Genomic DNA, 15,736 nt, shown 5'->3' with positions numbered 1-15,736 from the left:
TTCCCGAGGGAACGGAAATGATCATGCCGGGCGACAACGCCCAGATGGAAGTAGAACTCATCACCCCCATCGCCATGGAAGACGGCGTGCGCTTCGCAATCCGCGAAGGCGGACGCACCGTCGGAGCTGGCGTTGTTACGGAGATTATTGAGTAATGGCTAGCGATCACAGAATTCAGATTGGTCTCAAGTGTTCGGAAACGGGCATCATCAATTACGTGACCATGAAGAACAAGAACAATACCAAGGACAAGCTGGAGCTGATGAAGTTCTCGCCCAAGCTCCGCAAGCACACACTCCACAAGGAGTGCAAGCTGCCCAACCCGAAGGGTTGATGCGTCCTTAGCGGTTCCTTTTAAAGGGCCAGTAGCTCCAATTGGTAGAGCGGCGGACTCCAAATCCGTAGGCTGTTGGTTCGAATCCAGCCTGGCCTGCCATTTTCGCCCGGGCGGGCGATGGGCGAATGGCAAGTGGGCGCGAGAGCGCCTGGAAAGTAGATAGAGCGCATGGCGCAGAGCAAGAGCGATAGCGGTACCGCCGAGAAGGGCCTGATCACCGAGAGCCAGGACTTCCTCAAGGGCGTGCGTGCCGAGGCGAAGAAAGTCACCTGGCCCGAGTGGAAGGATACCCGTTCGGCCACCGGTGTGGTGCTGATGTTTGTTGCCGTCAGTTCGGTCTTTCTCGGCAGTGTGGATTTTGTTCTCTCGAAGATCATGGAGTGGCTGGTTCGCTAGGGCCCGGCCCCGGCAAACCTGCAGGTGAACCTGATGGAAATGAAGTGGTACGTCATTCACACCGCCACCGGCTTTGAGAACAAGGCCAAGCTGGCCCTTGAGGAGCGGATCAAGGCCTACGGGATGGAGGAGCGCTTCGGCGAGATCCTCATTCCCCAGGAGCAGGTCGTCGAGCTGGTCAAGGGCAAGCGCCGGAGCACCTCCCGCAAGTTCTTCCCCGGCTACATTCTGGTCCAGATGGCCCTGGCCGACGAAACCTGGCACCTGGTGCGCAACACGCCCAAGGTCACCGGTTTCGTGGGCGGCCGCACGGACCCGCCGTCGATCCCCGACGACGAGGTCCGCCGGCTGACCCAGCAGATCGACGAAGGGCAGTACAAGAGCACCCCCAAGGTCCTCTACGAAAAGGGCGAAAACGTCCGCGTGGTGGACGGTCCATTCATGAACTTCACCGGCGTCGTCGACGAGGTTCTGCCCGAAAAGGGCAAGCTCCGGGTGCTGGTCTCGATTTTCGGTCGCGCCACCCCGGTGGAGCTCGAGTTCCTGCAGGTGGAGAAGGCCTGAAATTGCCCCCAGGCCGCGTTGCCTGGGGAGTTTGCCCTTGACTTGGTGAAGCCCTCTTTCTAGAATGCCGCCTCCCTGGCTGGAGAAATCTGCCGGGAAGCCCCATAAATGGCAATGTTTTTCGGGAGTTAGCCCCCAATGGCTGAGAAAAAGATAACGGGTCAGATCAAGCTGCAGCTGCCCGCCGGTAAGGCGACCCCGGCTCCGCCGGTGGGTCCGGCCCTCGGCCAGCACGGCATCAACATCGCTGACTTCGTTCGGCAGTTCAACGATCGCACGCAGGAGCAGGCCAAAGAAAACCTGATCATCCCCTGCGTGATTTCGGTCTATCAGGACCGCTCCTTCGACTTCATTCTCAAGACCCCGCCGGCGAGCGTGCTCGTCAAGAAGGCGGCCAAGGTTGAGAAGGGTTCGTCCGAGCCCAACAAGGACAAGGTGGGTCGGATCACCATGGACCAGGTTCGGCAGATTGCCGAGCTCAAGCTCCCCGACCTCAACACCACCGACGTAGAATGCGCCATGCGCACGATCGCGGGAACCGCGCGTAGCATGGGTGTGGACGTCGTCTAAGGCGGATCAAGGCAATGGCTGGCAAGAAATTCAAGGCACTCGCCGATAAGGTTGATCGCGACAAGGCCTATGGTCTTGGCGAGGCGCTCGGCCTTATCAAGGAATCCTCCACGCTGACCAAGTTCGACCAGTCGGTGGATCTCGCGATCCGTCTGAACGTCGATCCCCGTCACGCCGACCAGCAGGTCCGTGGCTCGGTCATGCTCCCGGCCGGAACCGGCAAGGACGTTCGCGTCGCCGTGTTCGCCAAGGGTGAGAAGGCCAAGGAAGCCGAGGCCGCCGGCGCCGACATCGTGGGCGCAGAGGATCTGGTCAAGCGCATCCAGGAAGAGGGCTTCCTCGACTTCGATGCGGCCGTGGCCACCCCGGACATGATGGGCCAGGTCGGTCGCATCGGTAAGGTGCTCGGCCCCCGCGGCCTGATGCCCAACCCGAAGCTCGGCACCGTCACCGCCGACGTCGCCAATGTGGTCCAGCAGCTCAAGGCCGGTCGCAGCGACTTCAAGGTCGAGAAGGCCGGCATCATTCACATGGGAATCGGCCGCGCCAGCTTTGAGGCCGGCAAGCTCGAAGAGAACTTCCGCGCCGCCGTGGAAGCAATCATCAAGGCCAAACCCTCGGGCGCCAAGGGCACCTACGTTCGCAACATTGCCCTGAGCACCACGATGGGCCCGGGCATTCGCATTGATCTGACTGAGCAGAGCCCGCGCACCGGGGCCTGAGTCGAAGAAAACGTAATTTCCGCAGGGAGAGAGACCGAGCGCAAATAACACAGTTTGGATGGCGTTAACCGCTAGCTGGAAGCTTGTCGAAGACACCGGGCCGCGCGAAGAGAAGCGCGATAATGAAGGTTCTCAACCTCTCACCCGCCGAGCATGAGGCCAGCGCAGCGGCTTCGTTTTTCCCGCCGCCAGGCTTGAGAGAGCGCACTCTCTGTAGAGGATAAAAAAATGGTACAGGCCGTAAAGAAGATCGTAAAAACCGAAGTCAAGGAAGCCTTCGTCGAGGATCTCAAGAAGCAGATCACCGAAGGTGGAACCCTCGTGATGGTGACCTACCAGGGCCTGACCGTCGAGGAGTCCAGCGAGCTGCGTGACAAGCTGCGTGCAGTGGGCGGCAGCTTCCGCGTGGTGAAAAACACCATGCTGCGTCGCGCCGTTGCCGGCACCGACCTCGAAGGCCTGCAGGAGCACTGCTTCGGCTCGACCGCAATCATGATCAGCGGCGCCGAGGATCCGGTCACGCCGGTCAAGGAGCTTGTCACCTTTGCCAAGACCCACGAGGTCATCCAGGTCAAGGCCGGCGGGCTCGAAGGCCGCGTGATGAGCGAGGCCGAAGTGATCGCGCTCTCCAAGCTCCCCAGCAAGGAAGAGCTGCTTGCCAAGATGCTCGGCTCCATCAATGCACCGGCCAGCAACCTGGTCGGCGCGCTCTCGGGCGTTGCCCGCAACCTGGTCTACGCACTCAAGGCGATTCACGACCACAAAGCCGCTGCCTGATCGCAGCCTGAAATTGGAAACTGCGGGCTTTTGTTCCCGTTTGATTAACCAGCAAGTTTTGTCCCAGGAGGATTTGGGTCATGGCTATTAGCCGCGAAGACATTGTGAATGCACTCAAGGAAATGCCGCTGCTCGAAGTAGCGGAACTCGTGAAGGATCTCGAAGAGACCTTCGGCGTTTCGGCTGCCGCTCCGGTCGCCGTTGCTGCCGCCCCGGCTGCCGGTGGCGAAGCTGCCGCCGAGAAGAGCGAGTTTGACGTGGTTCTGGCGAGCGCCGGCGGAAACAAGATTTCCGTCATCAAGGCCGTTCGTGAGGCCACCGGCCTTGGGCTCAAGGAAGCCAAGGCGCTCGTCGACGGCGCTCCCGCCCCCGTCAAGGAAGGCGCGAAGAAGGAAGACGCCGAGGCCCTCAAGGCCAAGCTGGAAGAAGCAGGCGCGACTGTCGAGCTCAAGTAGGAGGTTTCTCCGCTTGACTCGCATGAGCGACCGCCAATCACCAGCTCGCGGAAGCGATTGTTACAGGGTAACCGCCCCCCTGAAGGGGGCGGTATGCCCGTTTTCCCGAGAGGCATCACGCCCACCTCGCCCCACCGGGCGGGGCATGGGTATTGGTGTCGTTTCGGCATTGTTGGGGCCTGGCCCCAGTAGCTTCTTTGAGGAGTAGCCATGTCTGTTTCCCGCATTGAAACAGCGCAGCTCCGTAGGTCCTACGCGCGCATCCCTCGCATCATCGATGTACCCAATCTCATCGAGGTTCAGAAGCGTTCCTACGACAAGTTCCTCCAGGCGGGCGTTGCCCCTGAAGACCGCGATGATTCGGGTCTGCAGGCGGTGTTCAAAAGCGTCTTCCCCATCCGGGACTTCAACAAAACCGCATCCCTCGAATTCGTGAGCTATCGGCTTGAAGAGCCGAAGTACGACGTCGACGAGTGCCACCAGCGCGGCATGACCTATGCCGCCCCGCTGCAGGTCACCGTTCGGCTGGTCGTTTGGGACACGAACGAGGAAACCGGCGCGCAGACGATCCGCGACGTCAAGGAGCAGGAGGTCTACTTCGGTGAGATCCCGCTCATGACCGAGCACGGCACGTTCATCGTGAACGGCACCGAGCGCGTGATCGTCAGCCAGCTGCACCGCTCGCCCGGCGTGTTCTTCGACCACGACAAGGGCAAGCACTACTCCTCGGGCCGTCTGATCTACTCGGCGCGCATCATTCCCTACCGCGGTAGCTGGCTCGACTTCGAGTTCGATCCCAAGGACCTGCTGCACGTGCGCATCGACCGCCGGCGCAAGCTGCCGGTCTCGGTGCTGCTCAAGGCGCTGGGGATGAACGACGAGGAAATCCTCACCGAATACTACAAGACCGAACTTGTCACCTACGAAGGCAAGAAGTGGTTCCGCAAGTTCGAGCCCGAGCTGATGCTCGGTCAGCGTGCGCCGCGCGACATCCGTGACCCGGAAACGCGCGAGGTTCTCATCAAGAAGAATCGCAAGATCAACAATCGCGCGATCGAGAAACTGCACGAGGCCAAGATCACCCGTCTTCCCTTCGAGGACGACGAGCTGCTCGGCAAGGTCGTCGCCCACGACATCGTCAATCCCAACACCGGCGAAGTAATCGCCGAGTGTAACCAGGAAGTGACCGAAGAGATCCTCGAGCAGGTCCGCGAGACCAAGCTCGAATCCTTCGAGATCCTCTACATGGACGGTCACGTCCATCACTCCTCGCTGCGCGACACCCTGCTGGTCGACAAGACCATCACGCAGGAAGAAGCCCTCGTGGAGATTTACCGTCGCCTGCGTCCGGGCGATCCGCCCATGCTCGAGACGGCGAAGAACCTCTTCGAGTCCCTGTTCTTCAATCCCGAGCGCTACGACCTCTCGCGCGTGGGCCGTGTGAAGATGAACATCAAGCTGGGTCTGGAGGCTTCGGTCGAGCAGGTCACGCTCGATCATCGCGACATCAAGGAAGTCATCCGCTACCTGCTGGCCCTCAAGGGCGGGCAGGGCAGCATCGACGACATCGATCACCTTGGTAATCGCCGCGTGCGCAGCGTGGGCGAGTTGCTGGAAAACCAGTACCGCATCGGTCTCGTTCGCATGGAGCGCGCCATCAAGGAACGCATGAGCTTCCACGAAGTGGAAACCCTCATGCCCCACGACCTGATCAACGCCAAGCCCGTCTCGGCAGTGGTCAAGGAGTTCTTCGGGTCCTCGCAGCTCTCGCAGTTCATGGACCAGACGAACCCGCTCTCGGAAGTGACGCATAAGCGCCGCCTCTCGGCCCTGGGACCCGGCGGTCTGACGCGCGAGCGCGCGGGCTTCGAAGTCCGCGACGTCCATCCGACTCACTACGGCCGCATCTGCCCGGTCGAGACGCCCGAAGGACCGAACATCGGTCTGATCGCCTCGCTCTCGACCTATGCGCGCATCAACGACTACGGCTTTATTGAAACCCCGTATCGCAAGGTCGAAAACGGCCGCGTGACGGGCGAGGTGGCCTACCTCTCCGCTCTGGAGGAAGAGGGCCACACCATCGCGCAGGCCACCCACGAGCTTGGCCCCGACGGCGCCTTTGTCACCGAAACCGTGCAGGCCCGTCGCGCTGGTGAATTCGCTTTCGTTCCGCCCGAGGAAGTCGACCTCATGGACGTGGGCGCCAACCAGCTCGTCTCCGTGGCCGCGGCGCTCATCCCGTTCCTCGAGAACGACGATGCCAACCGCGCGCTCATGGGTTCGAACATGCAGCGCCAGGCTGTGCCGCTTCTCCGCACGGAGGCCCCGCTCGTGGGCACCGGCATGGAAGGCACCGTCGCCCGCGACTCGGGCGTGGCCATTTCCGCCAAGCGTGACGGCATCGTCGAATACGTCGACGCCAACCGCATTGTGGTTCGCGCCACCGCGGAGATCGCTCCGTTCAACGACGTGGGCATCGACATCTACCGGATGCTGAAATACCAGCGTTCGAACCAGAACACCTGCCTCAATCAGAAGCCCATCGTTCAGATCGGCGAGGTTGTGCGCAAGGGCCAGGTTCTTGCCGACGGTCCGGCGACTGCCAACGGCGAGCTCGCGCTGGGGCAGAACCTGCTCGTGGCCTTCATGCCGTGGGGTGGTTACAACTTCGAAGACTCCATCCTCATGAGCGAGCGCGTCGTTGCCGGCGATCGTTACACCTCGGTCCATATCGAGGAGTTCGAGGCCGTTGCCCGGGACACCAAGCTCGGTCCCGAGGAAATCACCCGCGACATTCCCAACGTCGGTGAAGAAGCACTTGCCGATCTCGATGAGAGCGGCATCGTACGCATCGGCGCCGAAGTCCAGGCCGGTTCGATTCTCGTGGGCAAGATCACGCCCAAGGGTGAGACCCAGCTCTCGCCCGAAGAGAAACTGCTTCGCGCCATCTTCGGTGAGAAGGCCGGCGACGTGCGTGACACCTCGCTTCGCGTTCCGCCGGGCGTGACGGGCACCGTCATCGACGCCCGCGTCTTCACCCGCAAGGGCGTCGACAAGGACCAGCGTCTGCAGGAGATCGAGGAAGCCGAAGTCGAGAAACTCGAACTCGACAAGGCCGACGAAATCCGCATCATTCGCCGCACGGCCAATGACAAGATTTACGATCTGCTCAAGGACAAGCAGGTTGCCGAAAACGCCTACGATGCCGACGGCAACATGGTGTGCAAGAAGGGTGAGACCCTGACTGCCGAAGTGCTCGAGAAACTTCCCGGTTCGAAGTATCGCGACATCGTCCTCAAGGACGAAGAGGTCAACAACCAGATCCGTCGCTCGCTCGATACCGTTGAGGAGCGCATTGCCCTCGTCAAGCGTCACACCGACGAGAAGATCTCGCGCCTCAAGAAGGGCGACGAACTTCCCCCGGGCGTGATCAAGATGGTGAAGGTCTTTGTTGCCATCAAGCGCAAGCTGCAGGTCGGCGACAAGATGGCCGGTCGCCACGGCAACAAGGGTGTCGTCTCGCGCATTCTTCCTGAAGAGGACATGCCCTACCTCGAAGACGGCACGCCCGTTGAGATCGTGCTCAACCCGCTCGGCGTTCCCTCGCGCATGAACGTGGGACAGATCCTGGAGACTCACATCGGCTGGGCCGCACGCGGCATGGGCGCGAAGATCCAGAAGATCTGCGACGAATACCGCGAGAAGGCTGCGGCCGAGCTGCGTACCTTCTTCAAGGACGTTTACGGCAAGGACTACGAGAAGATCTTCAAGGGCTTCGACGACGATGCCGTCATCGACGCCGCCAAGAAGCTCAGCAAGGGTCTGCACCTTGGAACGCCCGTATTCGACGGCGCGCACGAGCCCGACATCACCGAGCTGATGGCCAAAGCCGGCTTCGACGATACCGGGCAGTCGCGTCTGATTGACGGCCGCACCGGCGAGATGTTCGAGAACCCGGTCACCGTGGGCGTCATGTACGTGCTCAAACTCCATCACCTTGTCGATGACAAGATCCACGCCCGTTCGATTGGGCCGTACTCGCTCGTCACCCAGCAGCCGCTGGGCGGCAAGGCGCAGTTCGGCGGCCAGCGTCTGGGCGAGATGGAAGTGTGGGCGCTCGAGGCCTACGGCGCGTCGTTTGCGCTCCAGGAATTCCTGACGGTCAAGTCCGACGACATCAAGGGTCGCAACCGGATGTACGAGGCCATCGTCAAGGGCGAGCAGGTGTTCGAACCGGGCCTTCCCGAGTCGTTCAACGTGCTCGTCAAGGAGCTCCAGTCGCTGGCGCTCGACGTCACCCTGCTCGAAGACGATCAGCCGATCCCGACGACGGGAAGCTGAACGGGGCAGGGCGCTTTTTAGTTACTGACGCGGCGCCGTTTTCAGGCGTTGCTGATTGAGGGTTTATCCCGCGAAAGTGCGGGAGCCAGATTAGGAGTCGACGGTGAAGGATCTTTTCAACCTTTTTGAGAAGCCCAAGAACCCGCTTTCCTTCAACAAGATCCGGATCGGCCTTGCTTCGCCGGACAAGATCAAGGAATGGTCGCATGGCGAAGTAAAGAAGCCTGAGACCATCAACTACCGTACGTTCAAGCCTGAACGCGGCGGTCTGTTCTGTGCCAAGATCTTCGGCCCGATCAAGGACTACGAGTGCCTGTGCGGCAAGTACAAGCGCATGAAGCATCGCGGCATCGTCTGCGAGAAGTGCGGCGTCGAAGTCATCGAGTCCAAGGTCCGCCGCGAGCGTCTGGGTCACATCGACCTGGCCAGCCCGGTGGCGCATATCTGGTTCCTCAAGAGCCTTCCCTCGCGCATCGGCACGATCCTGGACGTGACCCCGAAGAACCTCGAAAAGGTTCTCTACTTCGAGAACTACATCGTCGTCGATCCCGGTGAGACCCCGCTCAAGAAGGCGGAAGTCCTCACCGAGGAGAAATACCGCCGCGCCATCGAGGAGTTCGGCACTTCCTTTGTCGCCCGCATGGGTGCCGAGGCCGTGCTCAAGCTTCTCGGCGAGCTGGAGCTCGATCCCCTCTCGAAGGAACTTCGTGAGGAAATGCGCTCGACCAACTCGGTGGCCAAGCTCCAGAAGATCACCAAGCGCCTGAAGGTCGTCGAGTCCTTCCTGCAGAGCAAGAACAGCCCCGAGTGGATGATTCTCGAGCGCGTTCCGGTCATTCCGCCTGACCTGCGTCCGCTGGTTCCCCTCGATGGCGGCCGCTTTGCGACCAGCGATCTCAACGACCTGTATCGCCGCGTCATCAATCGCAACAACCGTCTGAAGCGACTGATGGAACTCAACGCGCCCGAGATCATCATCCGCAACGAAAAGCGCATGCTGCAGGAAGCCGTCGACGCCCTGTTCGACAACGGCCGCCGCGGCAAGACCATCACCGGTCCGAACAAGCGCCCGCTCAAGAGCCTCTCGGACATGCTCAAGGGCAAGCAGGGTCGCTTCCGTCAGAACCTGCTTGGAAAGCGCGTCGATTACTCCGGTCGTTCGGTCATTGTGGTCGGCCCGAGCCTCAAGCTGCACCAGTGCGGCCTGCCCAAGCGCATGGCGCTTGAGCTGTTCAAGCCCTTCGTTTACTCGAAGCTCGAATCGCGCGGCTACGCGGCGACCATCAAGGCCGCCAAGAAGCTCGTCGAGAACGAGCGCCCCGAAGTCTGGGACATCCTCGACGAAGTCATTCGCGAGCACCCGGTCATGCTCAACCGCGCCCCGACGCTCCACCGTCTGGGCATTCAGGCCTTCGAGCCTGTCCTGGTCGAGGGCAAGGCCATTCGTCTGCACCCGCTCGTCTGCGCGGCCTTCAACGCCGACTTCGACGGTGACCAGATGGCCGTCCACGTGCCGCTCTCGCTGGAAGCCCAGATGGAAGCGCGCGTGCTGATGATGAGCACGAACAACATTCTCTCGCCGGCCAACGGCAAGCCGATCATCGGTCCCACGCAGGATATCGTGCTGGGCACCTACTACCTGACCCGCGAGCGCCTGGGTGCGCTGGGCGAGGGCAAGCTGTTCGGTTCGCCCGATGAAGTGGGCATTGCCTACGACGCCGGCGCCGTGGACCTGCAGGCTCACATCAAGGTGCGCATGCCAAATGGCGAGCGCGTCGAGACCACGCCCGGTCGCATGATCCTGTGGGACATCCTGCCGGACAAGGAAAACATCCCGTTCTCGCTCATCAACAAGGTGATGGACAAGAAGGCGCTCAACGCCCTTGTGGACCACGGTTTCCGCCACACCGGTGACAAGAACACGGTTCTTCTGGCCGACCGCCTCAAGAACCTCGGGTTCGAATGGGCGACCCGCGCGGGCATCTCCATCGCCATGAAGGACATGGTCATCCCGGCCAGCAAGGAGAAGATCCTTGCCGAAGCAACCGAGAAGGCCCTGGAAATCGAGAACCAGTATATCGAAGGCCTCATCACCCACGGCGAGCGCTACAACAAGGTCGTCGACATCTGGGCCGGCGCGACGGAAGTCGTTGCCGAGGACATGATGAGCCAGATCTCCACCATGGAGATCAAGGACGCCGACGGGAAGACCCGCAAGGTCGCCTCCGACAACGCCATTTTCATGATGGCCGACTCGGGCGCCCGTGGTAGTGCCCAGCAGATTCGTCAGCTCGCCGGTATGCGCGGTCTGATGGCCAAGCCCTCGGGCGAAATCATCGAGACGCCGATTACCGCGAACTTCCGCGAAGGTCTCTCGGTGCTGCAGTATTTCATCTCGACCCACGGCGCTCGTAAGGGTTTGGCCGACACCGCGCTCAAGACCGCGAACTCGGGTTACCTGACCCGCCGCCTGGTGGACGTCTCCCAGGACTCCATCATTGCCGAAAACGATTGCGGCACCATGGACGGCGTGGAGATGGTCGCCCTTGTCGAAGGCGGCGTCGTCGTCGAACCCCTGGGCGATCGCATCCTGGGCCGCACCGCCCTGGAAGACGTCGTCGACCCGGTCACGGGCAAGGTGCTTGTCGATGCCAACCAGGAAATCGATGAAGACCTCATGGCCATTGTCGAGGATGCAGGCGTCGAGCGCGTGAAGATTCGTTCGGTGCTCACCTGTCAGTCCAAACACGGCATCTGTGCCCTTTGCTACGGGCGCGACCTTGCCCGCGGTCACCTGGCCAACAGCGGTGAATCGGTCGGTATCATTGCCGCCCAGTCCATCGGCGAGCCGGGCACCCAGCTCACCATGCGTACCTTCCACGTCGGCGGCACCGCCAGTGGTAAGGCCGTGCAGTCGCAGCTCGATTCCCACAACGACGGCAAGGTCCGTCTGGAAAATGTGAACCTGATCGTCAACCGCAACGGCCAGCCCATCGTGCTCAACCGCAACGGTGAAGTGGTGGTTGAGGACGGCAGCGGTCGCGAGAAGGAGCGCTACTCACTCGTCTACGGCGCGCGTCTGATGGTCAAGGACGGTCAGCAGATCAAGCGCGGCGATCTGATCGCCGAGTGGGATCCGCATACTGTTCCCATTCTCACCGAGCTTCGCGGCGTTGTGAAGTTCGGCGACGTCATCGAAGGCGTCACCATGCAGGAACAGCTCGACGAAGTGACGGCGCTCTCATCCAAGGTGATTGTCGAATACCGCGACAGTGATATGCGTCCGCGTGTCTCCATCAAGGACCAGGACGGCATCACGCTCAAGTTGCCCAACTCCACCGCGGACGCTCGCTACCAGCTTCCCGTGGGCGCGATCATCGTCGTCAACGAAGGCGACAACGTGGAGGCCGGCGATGTGCTGGCGAAGATCCCGCGCGGCACCACGAAGACCAAGGACATCACCGGTGGTCTTCCCCGTGTGGCCGAGCTCTTCGAGGCCCGCAAGCCCCGCGATCATGCGGTCATCAGTGAGATCGACGGAATCGTCTCCTTCGGCAAGGACACCAAGGGCAAGCGCAAGGTGCTTGTCACGCCCGAGGTCGGCGAGCCGCGCGAATACCTGATCCCCAAGGGCAAGCACATTACCGTGCACGAAGGCGACTTCGTCCGTGCCGGCGAGGCCCTGATGGAAGGCTCTCCGAACCCGCACGACATTCTGCGCGTGCTGGGCGAGAAGGAACTCGCCAAGTTCCTCGTCGACGGCATCCAGGAGGTCTACCGACTCCAGGGCGTGAAGATCAACGACAAGCACATTGAGGTGATCGTCCGCCAGATGCTCAAGAAGGTCCAGATCAAGGACGTGGGCGATACCCGCTTCCTGATCGGCGAGCAGGTCGAGAAGTGGCGCTTCCAGGAAGTGAACCAGGAAGCCATTGCCCAGGGCGGTCGCCCGGCCACGGCCGAGCCGCTGCTGCTGGGTATCACGAAGGCCTCGCTCTCCACTGAGAGCTTCATCTCGGCCGCGTCCTTCCAGGAGACCACCAAGGTGCTCACCGCTGCCTCCATCGCGGGCAAGGTCGACCACCTGCGAGGCCTCAAGGAGAACGTCATCATGGGCCGCCTGATCCCGGCCGGAACGGGCCTTGCCAAGTACAAGGACCTGGAAATTGAGCTTGTGGACCCCAATTTGGAGCCCACGGCGGTAGGCGAGGTGGCGGGCGAGAGCGCCTGAGCCTGAAAACCTGTCCAGAGACACAAAAACGCCGCTCCGGGTGCTTGACATGCCCCGGGGCGGCGTCTATAAAGCAGCACCTTCCCGGGTACCAGGGCCAATTTGGGGCCTAACTCGAAGGAAATATAAGAGTTTTTCGGAATTCGGCCAGGCAAGTTCTTCGAGAATACTACCCGGCCACTACGGAACGATTGCAGGGAGCGTGATTGCGCCATGCCAACGATTAATCAGCTCGTCCGCAAAGGACGCAACCGTCAGAAGACCCGCACGAAGTCGCCGGCCCTCGCAAGCTGTCCGCAGCGTCGTGGGGTCTGCACGCGTGTCTATACCACGACCCCGAAGAAGCCCAATTCGGCCCTTCGCAAGGTCGCTCGTGTGCGCCTGACCAACAAGTTTGAGGTCACATCCTATATCCCGGGTGTGGGTCACAACCTGCAGGAGCACTCGGTCGTGCTGATCCGCGGCGGTCGTGTGAAGGACCTTCCGGGCGTCCGCTATCACATTGTTCGCGGCACGCTCGATACCGTCGGCGTCGCAAACCGCAAGCAGGCGCGCTCCAAGTATGGCGTGAAGCGCCCGAAGTAACGCGAGAGGTAGCTCCGAGATGTCACGCAAGAGCAAGGCAGAAAAGCGGGAAATCCTTCCCGATCCGAAGTTTCACAGCCCGTTGGTGGCCAAGTTCATCAACAATGTGATGCTTCACGGCAAGAAGAGCACGGCTGAGACGATTGTCTACGACGCGCTCGATATCGTTGCCGAGAAGTCGAGTGCCGACCCGTTGGACGTGTTCCGCAAGGCGATGGAGCAGGTCAAGCCCAACGTCGAGGTCAAGAGCCGCCGTGTCGGTGGTGCCAACTACCAGGTGCCCGTCGAGGTGAGCCAGGACCGCCGTCAGGCGCTGGCAATGCGCTGGATCATCGACAACTCGCGCGATCGTTCGGGCCGCAGCATGCGTGAAAAGCTTGCTGCTGAACTACTGGAAGCTTCCATGGGTCGCGGCGGCGCGGTGCGCAAGCGCGAAGAAACCCATCGCATGGCCGAAGCCAACAAGGCTTTCGCCCACTATCGTTGGTAGGAGATTCTCAACGTGGCCCGCAGCAACCCCATCGACCGCTATCGTAACATCGGCATCATGGCTCACATTGATGCCGGTAAGACGACGACTACCGAGCGGATTCTCTATTACACCGGCATCAGCCACAAGATCGGCGAAGTCCATGACGGCGCCGCCACGATGGACTGGATGGAGCAGGAGAAGGAGCGCGGCATCACGATCACGAGCGCCGCGACGACCTGTTTCTGGAAGGACCACCGCGTCAATATCATTGATACCCCGGGTCACGTGGACTTCACCATTGAGGTGGAGCGCTCGCTCAAGGTGCTCGACGGCGCCGTGGGCGTGTTCTGCTCGGTCGGTGGCGTAGAGCCCCAGTCCGAGACCGTGTGGCGCCAGGCCGACCGCTACAAAGTCCCCCGCATGGCCTTTGTGAACAAGATGGACCGCATCGGTGCCGACTTCTTTAACGTCGTCGGTGAGATCGAAGAGCGCCTGGGCCATCGCCCGCTCGTTCTTCAGATTCCCATCGGTGCCGAAGATCAGTTCGAGGGCAGCGTCGACCTGGTGACCATGAAGGCCCATACCTACGGCTCCGAAGACCTCGGCGCCACGGTGATCGAGGGCGAGATCCCCGCGAACCTTGCCGATCAGGCCAAGGAATACCGCGAGAAGATGCTCGAGACTCTCAGTGACTTCGACGACACATTCGCCGAGAAGTTCCTGGAAGGTCACGAGTTCAGCGTCGACGAGATCCGCCAGACCATCCGCAACGTCACGATCAACATCAAGGCGATTCCGGTTCTCTGCGGCACGGCCTTCAAGAACAAGGGTGTGCAGGACCTCCTCGACGCCGTCATCTGGTACATGCCGGCGCCGGTCGACGTTCCCGCCATCAAGGGCACGGACGTCGACGATCCCGAGAAGGAAATCACCCGCAAGGCCAGCGACGAAGAGCCCTTTGCCGCACTGGCCTTCAAGATCATGACCGACCCCTTCGTCGGCCAGCTCACCTTCTTCCGCGTGTACTCGGGCGTGATGGAGGCGGGTTCCTACATCCTGAATTCCTCGAGCGGCAAGCGTGAGCGTGTCGGCCGTATCCTCCAGATGCACGCCAACAAGCGTGAAGAAATCAAGGAAGTGCGCGCCGGGGATATCGCCGCGGCTGTGGGTCTCAAGACCACCATCACCGGCCACACCCTTTGCGACGAGAAGAGCCCGGTCATTCTCGAGTCCATGGAGTTCCCCGAACCGGTCATCTCCATCGCGATCGAGCCCAAGACCAAGGGCGACCAGGAAAAGCTGGGCGTCTCGCTCCAGAAGCTCGCTCTCGAAGATCCCTCCTTCCGCGTCAAGAGCGACGAGGAAACCGGACAGACGATCATTTCCGGCATGGGTGAGCTGCATCTCGACATCATCAAGGACCGCCTGCTGCGCGAGTTCAAGGTGGACGCCAACGTGGGCAAGCCCCAGGTTGCCTACCGCGAAGCCATCCGCAAGAAGGTGGAAGTCGAGCACAAGTATGCCAAGCAGAGTGGTGGTCGCGGCCAGTTCGGTCACGTCCACATTCGCCTGGAGCCCCTCGAGCCAGGTGGCGGTTACGAATTCGTCGACGAGATCAAGGGCGGCGTCGTTCCCCGTGAATACATCCCCGCGGTCCGCAAGGGCTGCGAAGAGGCCATGAACCGCGGCGTGTATGCCGGTTACCCGATGGTCGACGTCAAGGTGAGTCTCTTCGACGGCTCCTACCATGAGGTCGATTCCTCGGAAATGGCGTTCAAGATTGCCGGCTCAATGGCTTTCAAGGAAGGCGCCCTCAAGGCCGGCCCCGTCATTATGGAACCGGTCATGGCGGTCGAGGTGGTCTGCCCCGAAGAGTTCATGGGCACCATCATCGGCGACCTCAACGGTCGTCGCGGTCAGATCAAGGGAACCCGTCAGCGTTCAAACATGCAGGTGATCGACGCCGACGTTCCGCTTGGTGAAATGTTTGGTTACGCAACGGACGTTCGCAGTGCGACCCAGGGTCGTGCCACCTACACGATGCAGTTCTCGCACTACGCCGACGTCCCCAAGAGCATTGCAGACGAAATCGTCGCCAAGGCCCGTGGCCAGGCGGCCAGTTAATTTTTCACAGGAAAGAATCCAAGGAGAGACTCCGGCATGGCCAAGGAGAAATTCGAGCGAACCAAACCCCACGTGAACGTGGGAACGATTGGACACGTCGATCACGGAAAGACGACGCTGACGGCTGCGATCACGAAGGTGCTTGCCGACAAGGGGCAGGCG

The 15,736-nt window shown here is 61.2% G+C and carries 14 protein-coding genes and 1 tRNA gene; all 15 read left to right on the top strand.

Going from position 1 to position 15,736, the window contains the following annotated elements; all coding sequences use genetic code 11:
• The coding region (gene tuf / locus KDH09_03725; GenBank protein ID MCB0218780.1) for an elongation factor Tu at positions 1-155 on the top strand (155 nt) is incomplete at its 5' end.
• Positions 155-334, top strand: coding sequence for a 50S ribosomal protein L33 (rpmG, locus tag KDH09_03720; GenBank protein MCB0218779.1), 180 nt, complete (start codon positions 155-157; stop codon positions 332-334). The genes tuf (KDH09_03725) and rpmG, both read left to right, overlap by 1 nt.
• A 25-nt stretch (positions 335-359) precedes the next feature.
• Positions 360-436 (top strand) — tRNA-Trp (locus KDH09_03715).
• A 69-nt stretch (positions 437-505) separates the two neighbouring features.
• Positions 506-733: a preprotein translocase subunit SecE gene (gene secE, locus KDH09_03710; protein ID MCB0218778.1), complete on the top strand. Its 228-nt coding sequence runs from the start codon at positions 506-508 to the stop codon at positions 731-733.
• Positions 734-766: 33 nt separating this feature from the next.
• Positions 767-1,297 carry a transcription termination/antitermination protein NusG gene (gene nusG / locus KDH09_03705; GenBank protein MCB0218777.1) on the top strand — a complete coding sequence of 177 codons (531 nt, stop codon included), beginning with the start codon at positions 767-769 and terminating at the stop codon, positions 1,295-1,297.
• Positions 1,298-1,435: 138 nt separating this feature from the next.
• Positions 1,436-1,867, top strand: coding sequence for a 50S ribosomal protein L11 (gene rplK / locus KDH09_03700; GenBank protein MCB0218776.1), 432 nt, complete (start codon positions 1,436-1,438; stop codon positions 1,865-1,867).
• Between the two features lie 14 nt (positions 1,868-1,881).
• Positions 1,882-2,589: a 50S ribosomal protein L1 gene (rplA, locus tag KDH09_03695; GenBank protein ID MCB0218775.1), complete on the top strand. Its 708-nt coding sequence runs from the start codon at positions 1,882-1,884 to the stop codon at positions 2,587-2,589.
• Between the two features lie 228 nt (positions 2,590-2,817).
• Positions 2,818-3,366 carry a 50S ribosomal protein L10 gene (locus tag KDH09_03690; protein MCB0218774.1) on the top strand — a complete coding sequence of 183 codons (549 nt, stop codon included), beginning with the start codon at positions 2,818-2,820 and terminating at the stop codon, positions 3,364-3,366.
• Positions 3,367-3,446: 80 nt separating this feature from the next.
• A complete protein-coding gene (gene rplL, locus KDH09_03685) occupies positions 3,447-3,821 on the top strand; it encodes a 50S ribosomal protein L7/L12 (protein MCB0218773.1) in 375 nt (124 codons plus the stop codon).
• Between the two features lie 210 nt (positions 3,822-4,031).
• Positions 4,032-8,162, top strand: coding sequence for a DNA-directed RNA polymerase subunit beta (rpoB, locus tag KDH09_03680; protein ID MCB0218772.1), 4,131 nt, complete (start codon positions 4,032-4,034; stop codon positions 8,160-8,162).
• Positions 8,163-8,265: 103 nt separating this feature from the next.
• Positions 8,266-12,393 (top strand): DNA-directed RNA polymerase subunit beta', encoded by a 4,128-nt coding sequence (gene rpoC / locus KDH09_03675; GenBank protein MCB0218771.1) that lies wholly within the window; start codon positions 8,266-8,268, stop codon positions 12,391-12,393.
• A gap of 213 nt (positions 12,394-12,606) precedes the next feature.
• On the top strand, positions 12,607-12,978 hold the full coding sequence (rpsL, locus tag KDH09_03670; protein MCB0218770.1) for a 30S ribosomal protein S12: 372 nt from the start codon (positions 12,607-12,609) through the stop codon (positions 12,976-12,978).
• 19 nt (positions 12,979-12,997) lie between these two features.
• Positions 12,998-13,468: a 30S ribosomal protein S7 gene (rpsG, locus tag KDH09_03665; GenBank protein ID MCB0218769.1), complete on the top strand. Its 471-nt coding sequence runs from the start codon at positions 12,998-13,000 to the stop codon at positions 13,466-13,468.
• Between the two features lie 12 nt (positions 13,469-13,480).
• On the top strand, positions 13,481-15,574 hold the full coding sequence (gene fusA, locus KDH09_03660) for an elongation factor G (protein MCB0218768.1): 2,094 nt from the start codon (positions 13,481-13,483) through the stop codon (positions 15,572-15,574).
• A gap of 36 nt (positions 15,575-15,610) precedes the next feature.
• A partial coding sequence (tuf, locus tag KDH09_03655) for an elongation factor Tu (GenBank protein MCB0218767.1) occupies positions 15,611-15,736 on the top strand: 126 nt, incomplete at its 3' end.

It is taken from the genome of Chrysiogenia bacterium (assembly GCA_020434085.1).
Lineage (GTDB): Bacteria > JAGRBM01 > JAGRBM01 > JAGRBM01 > JAGRBM01 > JAGRBM01.
The sequence above is the reverse complement of the archived record's forward strand: the minus strand, read 5'-3'. Positions and strand labels throughout refer to the sequence as shown.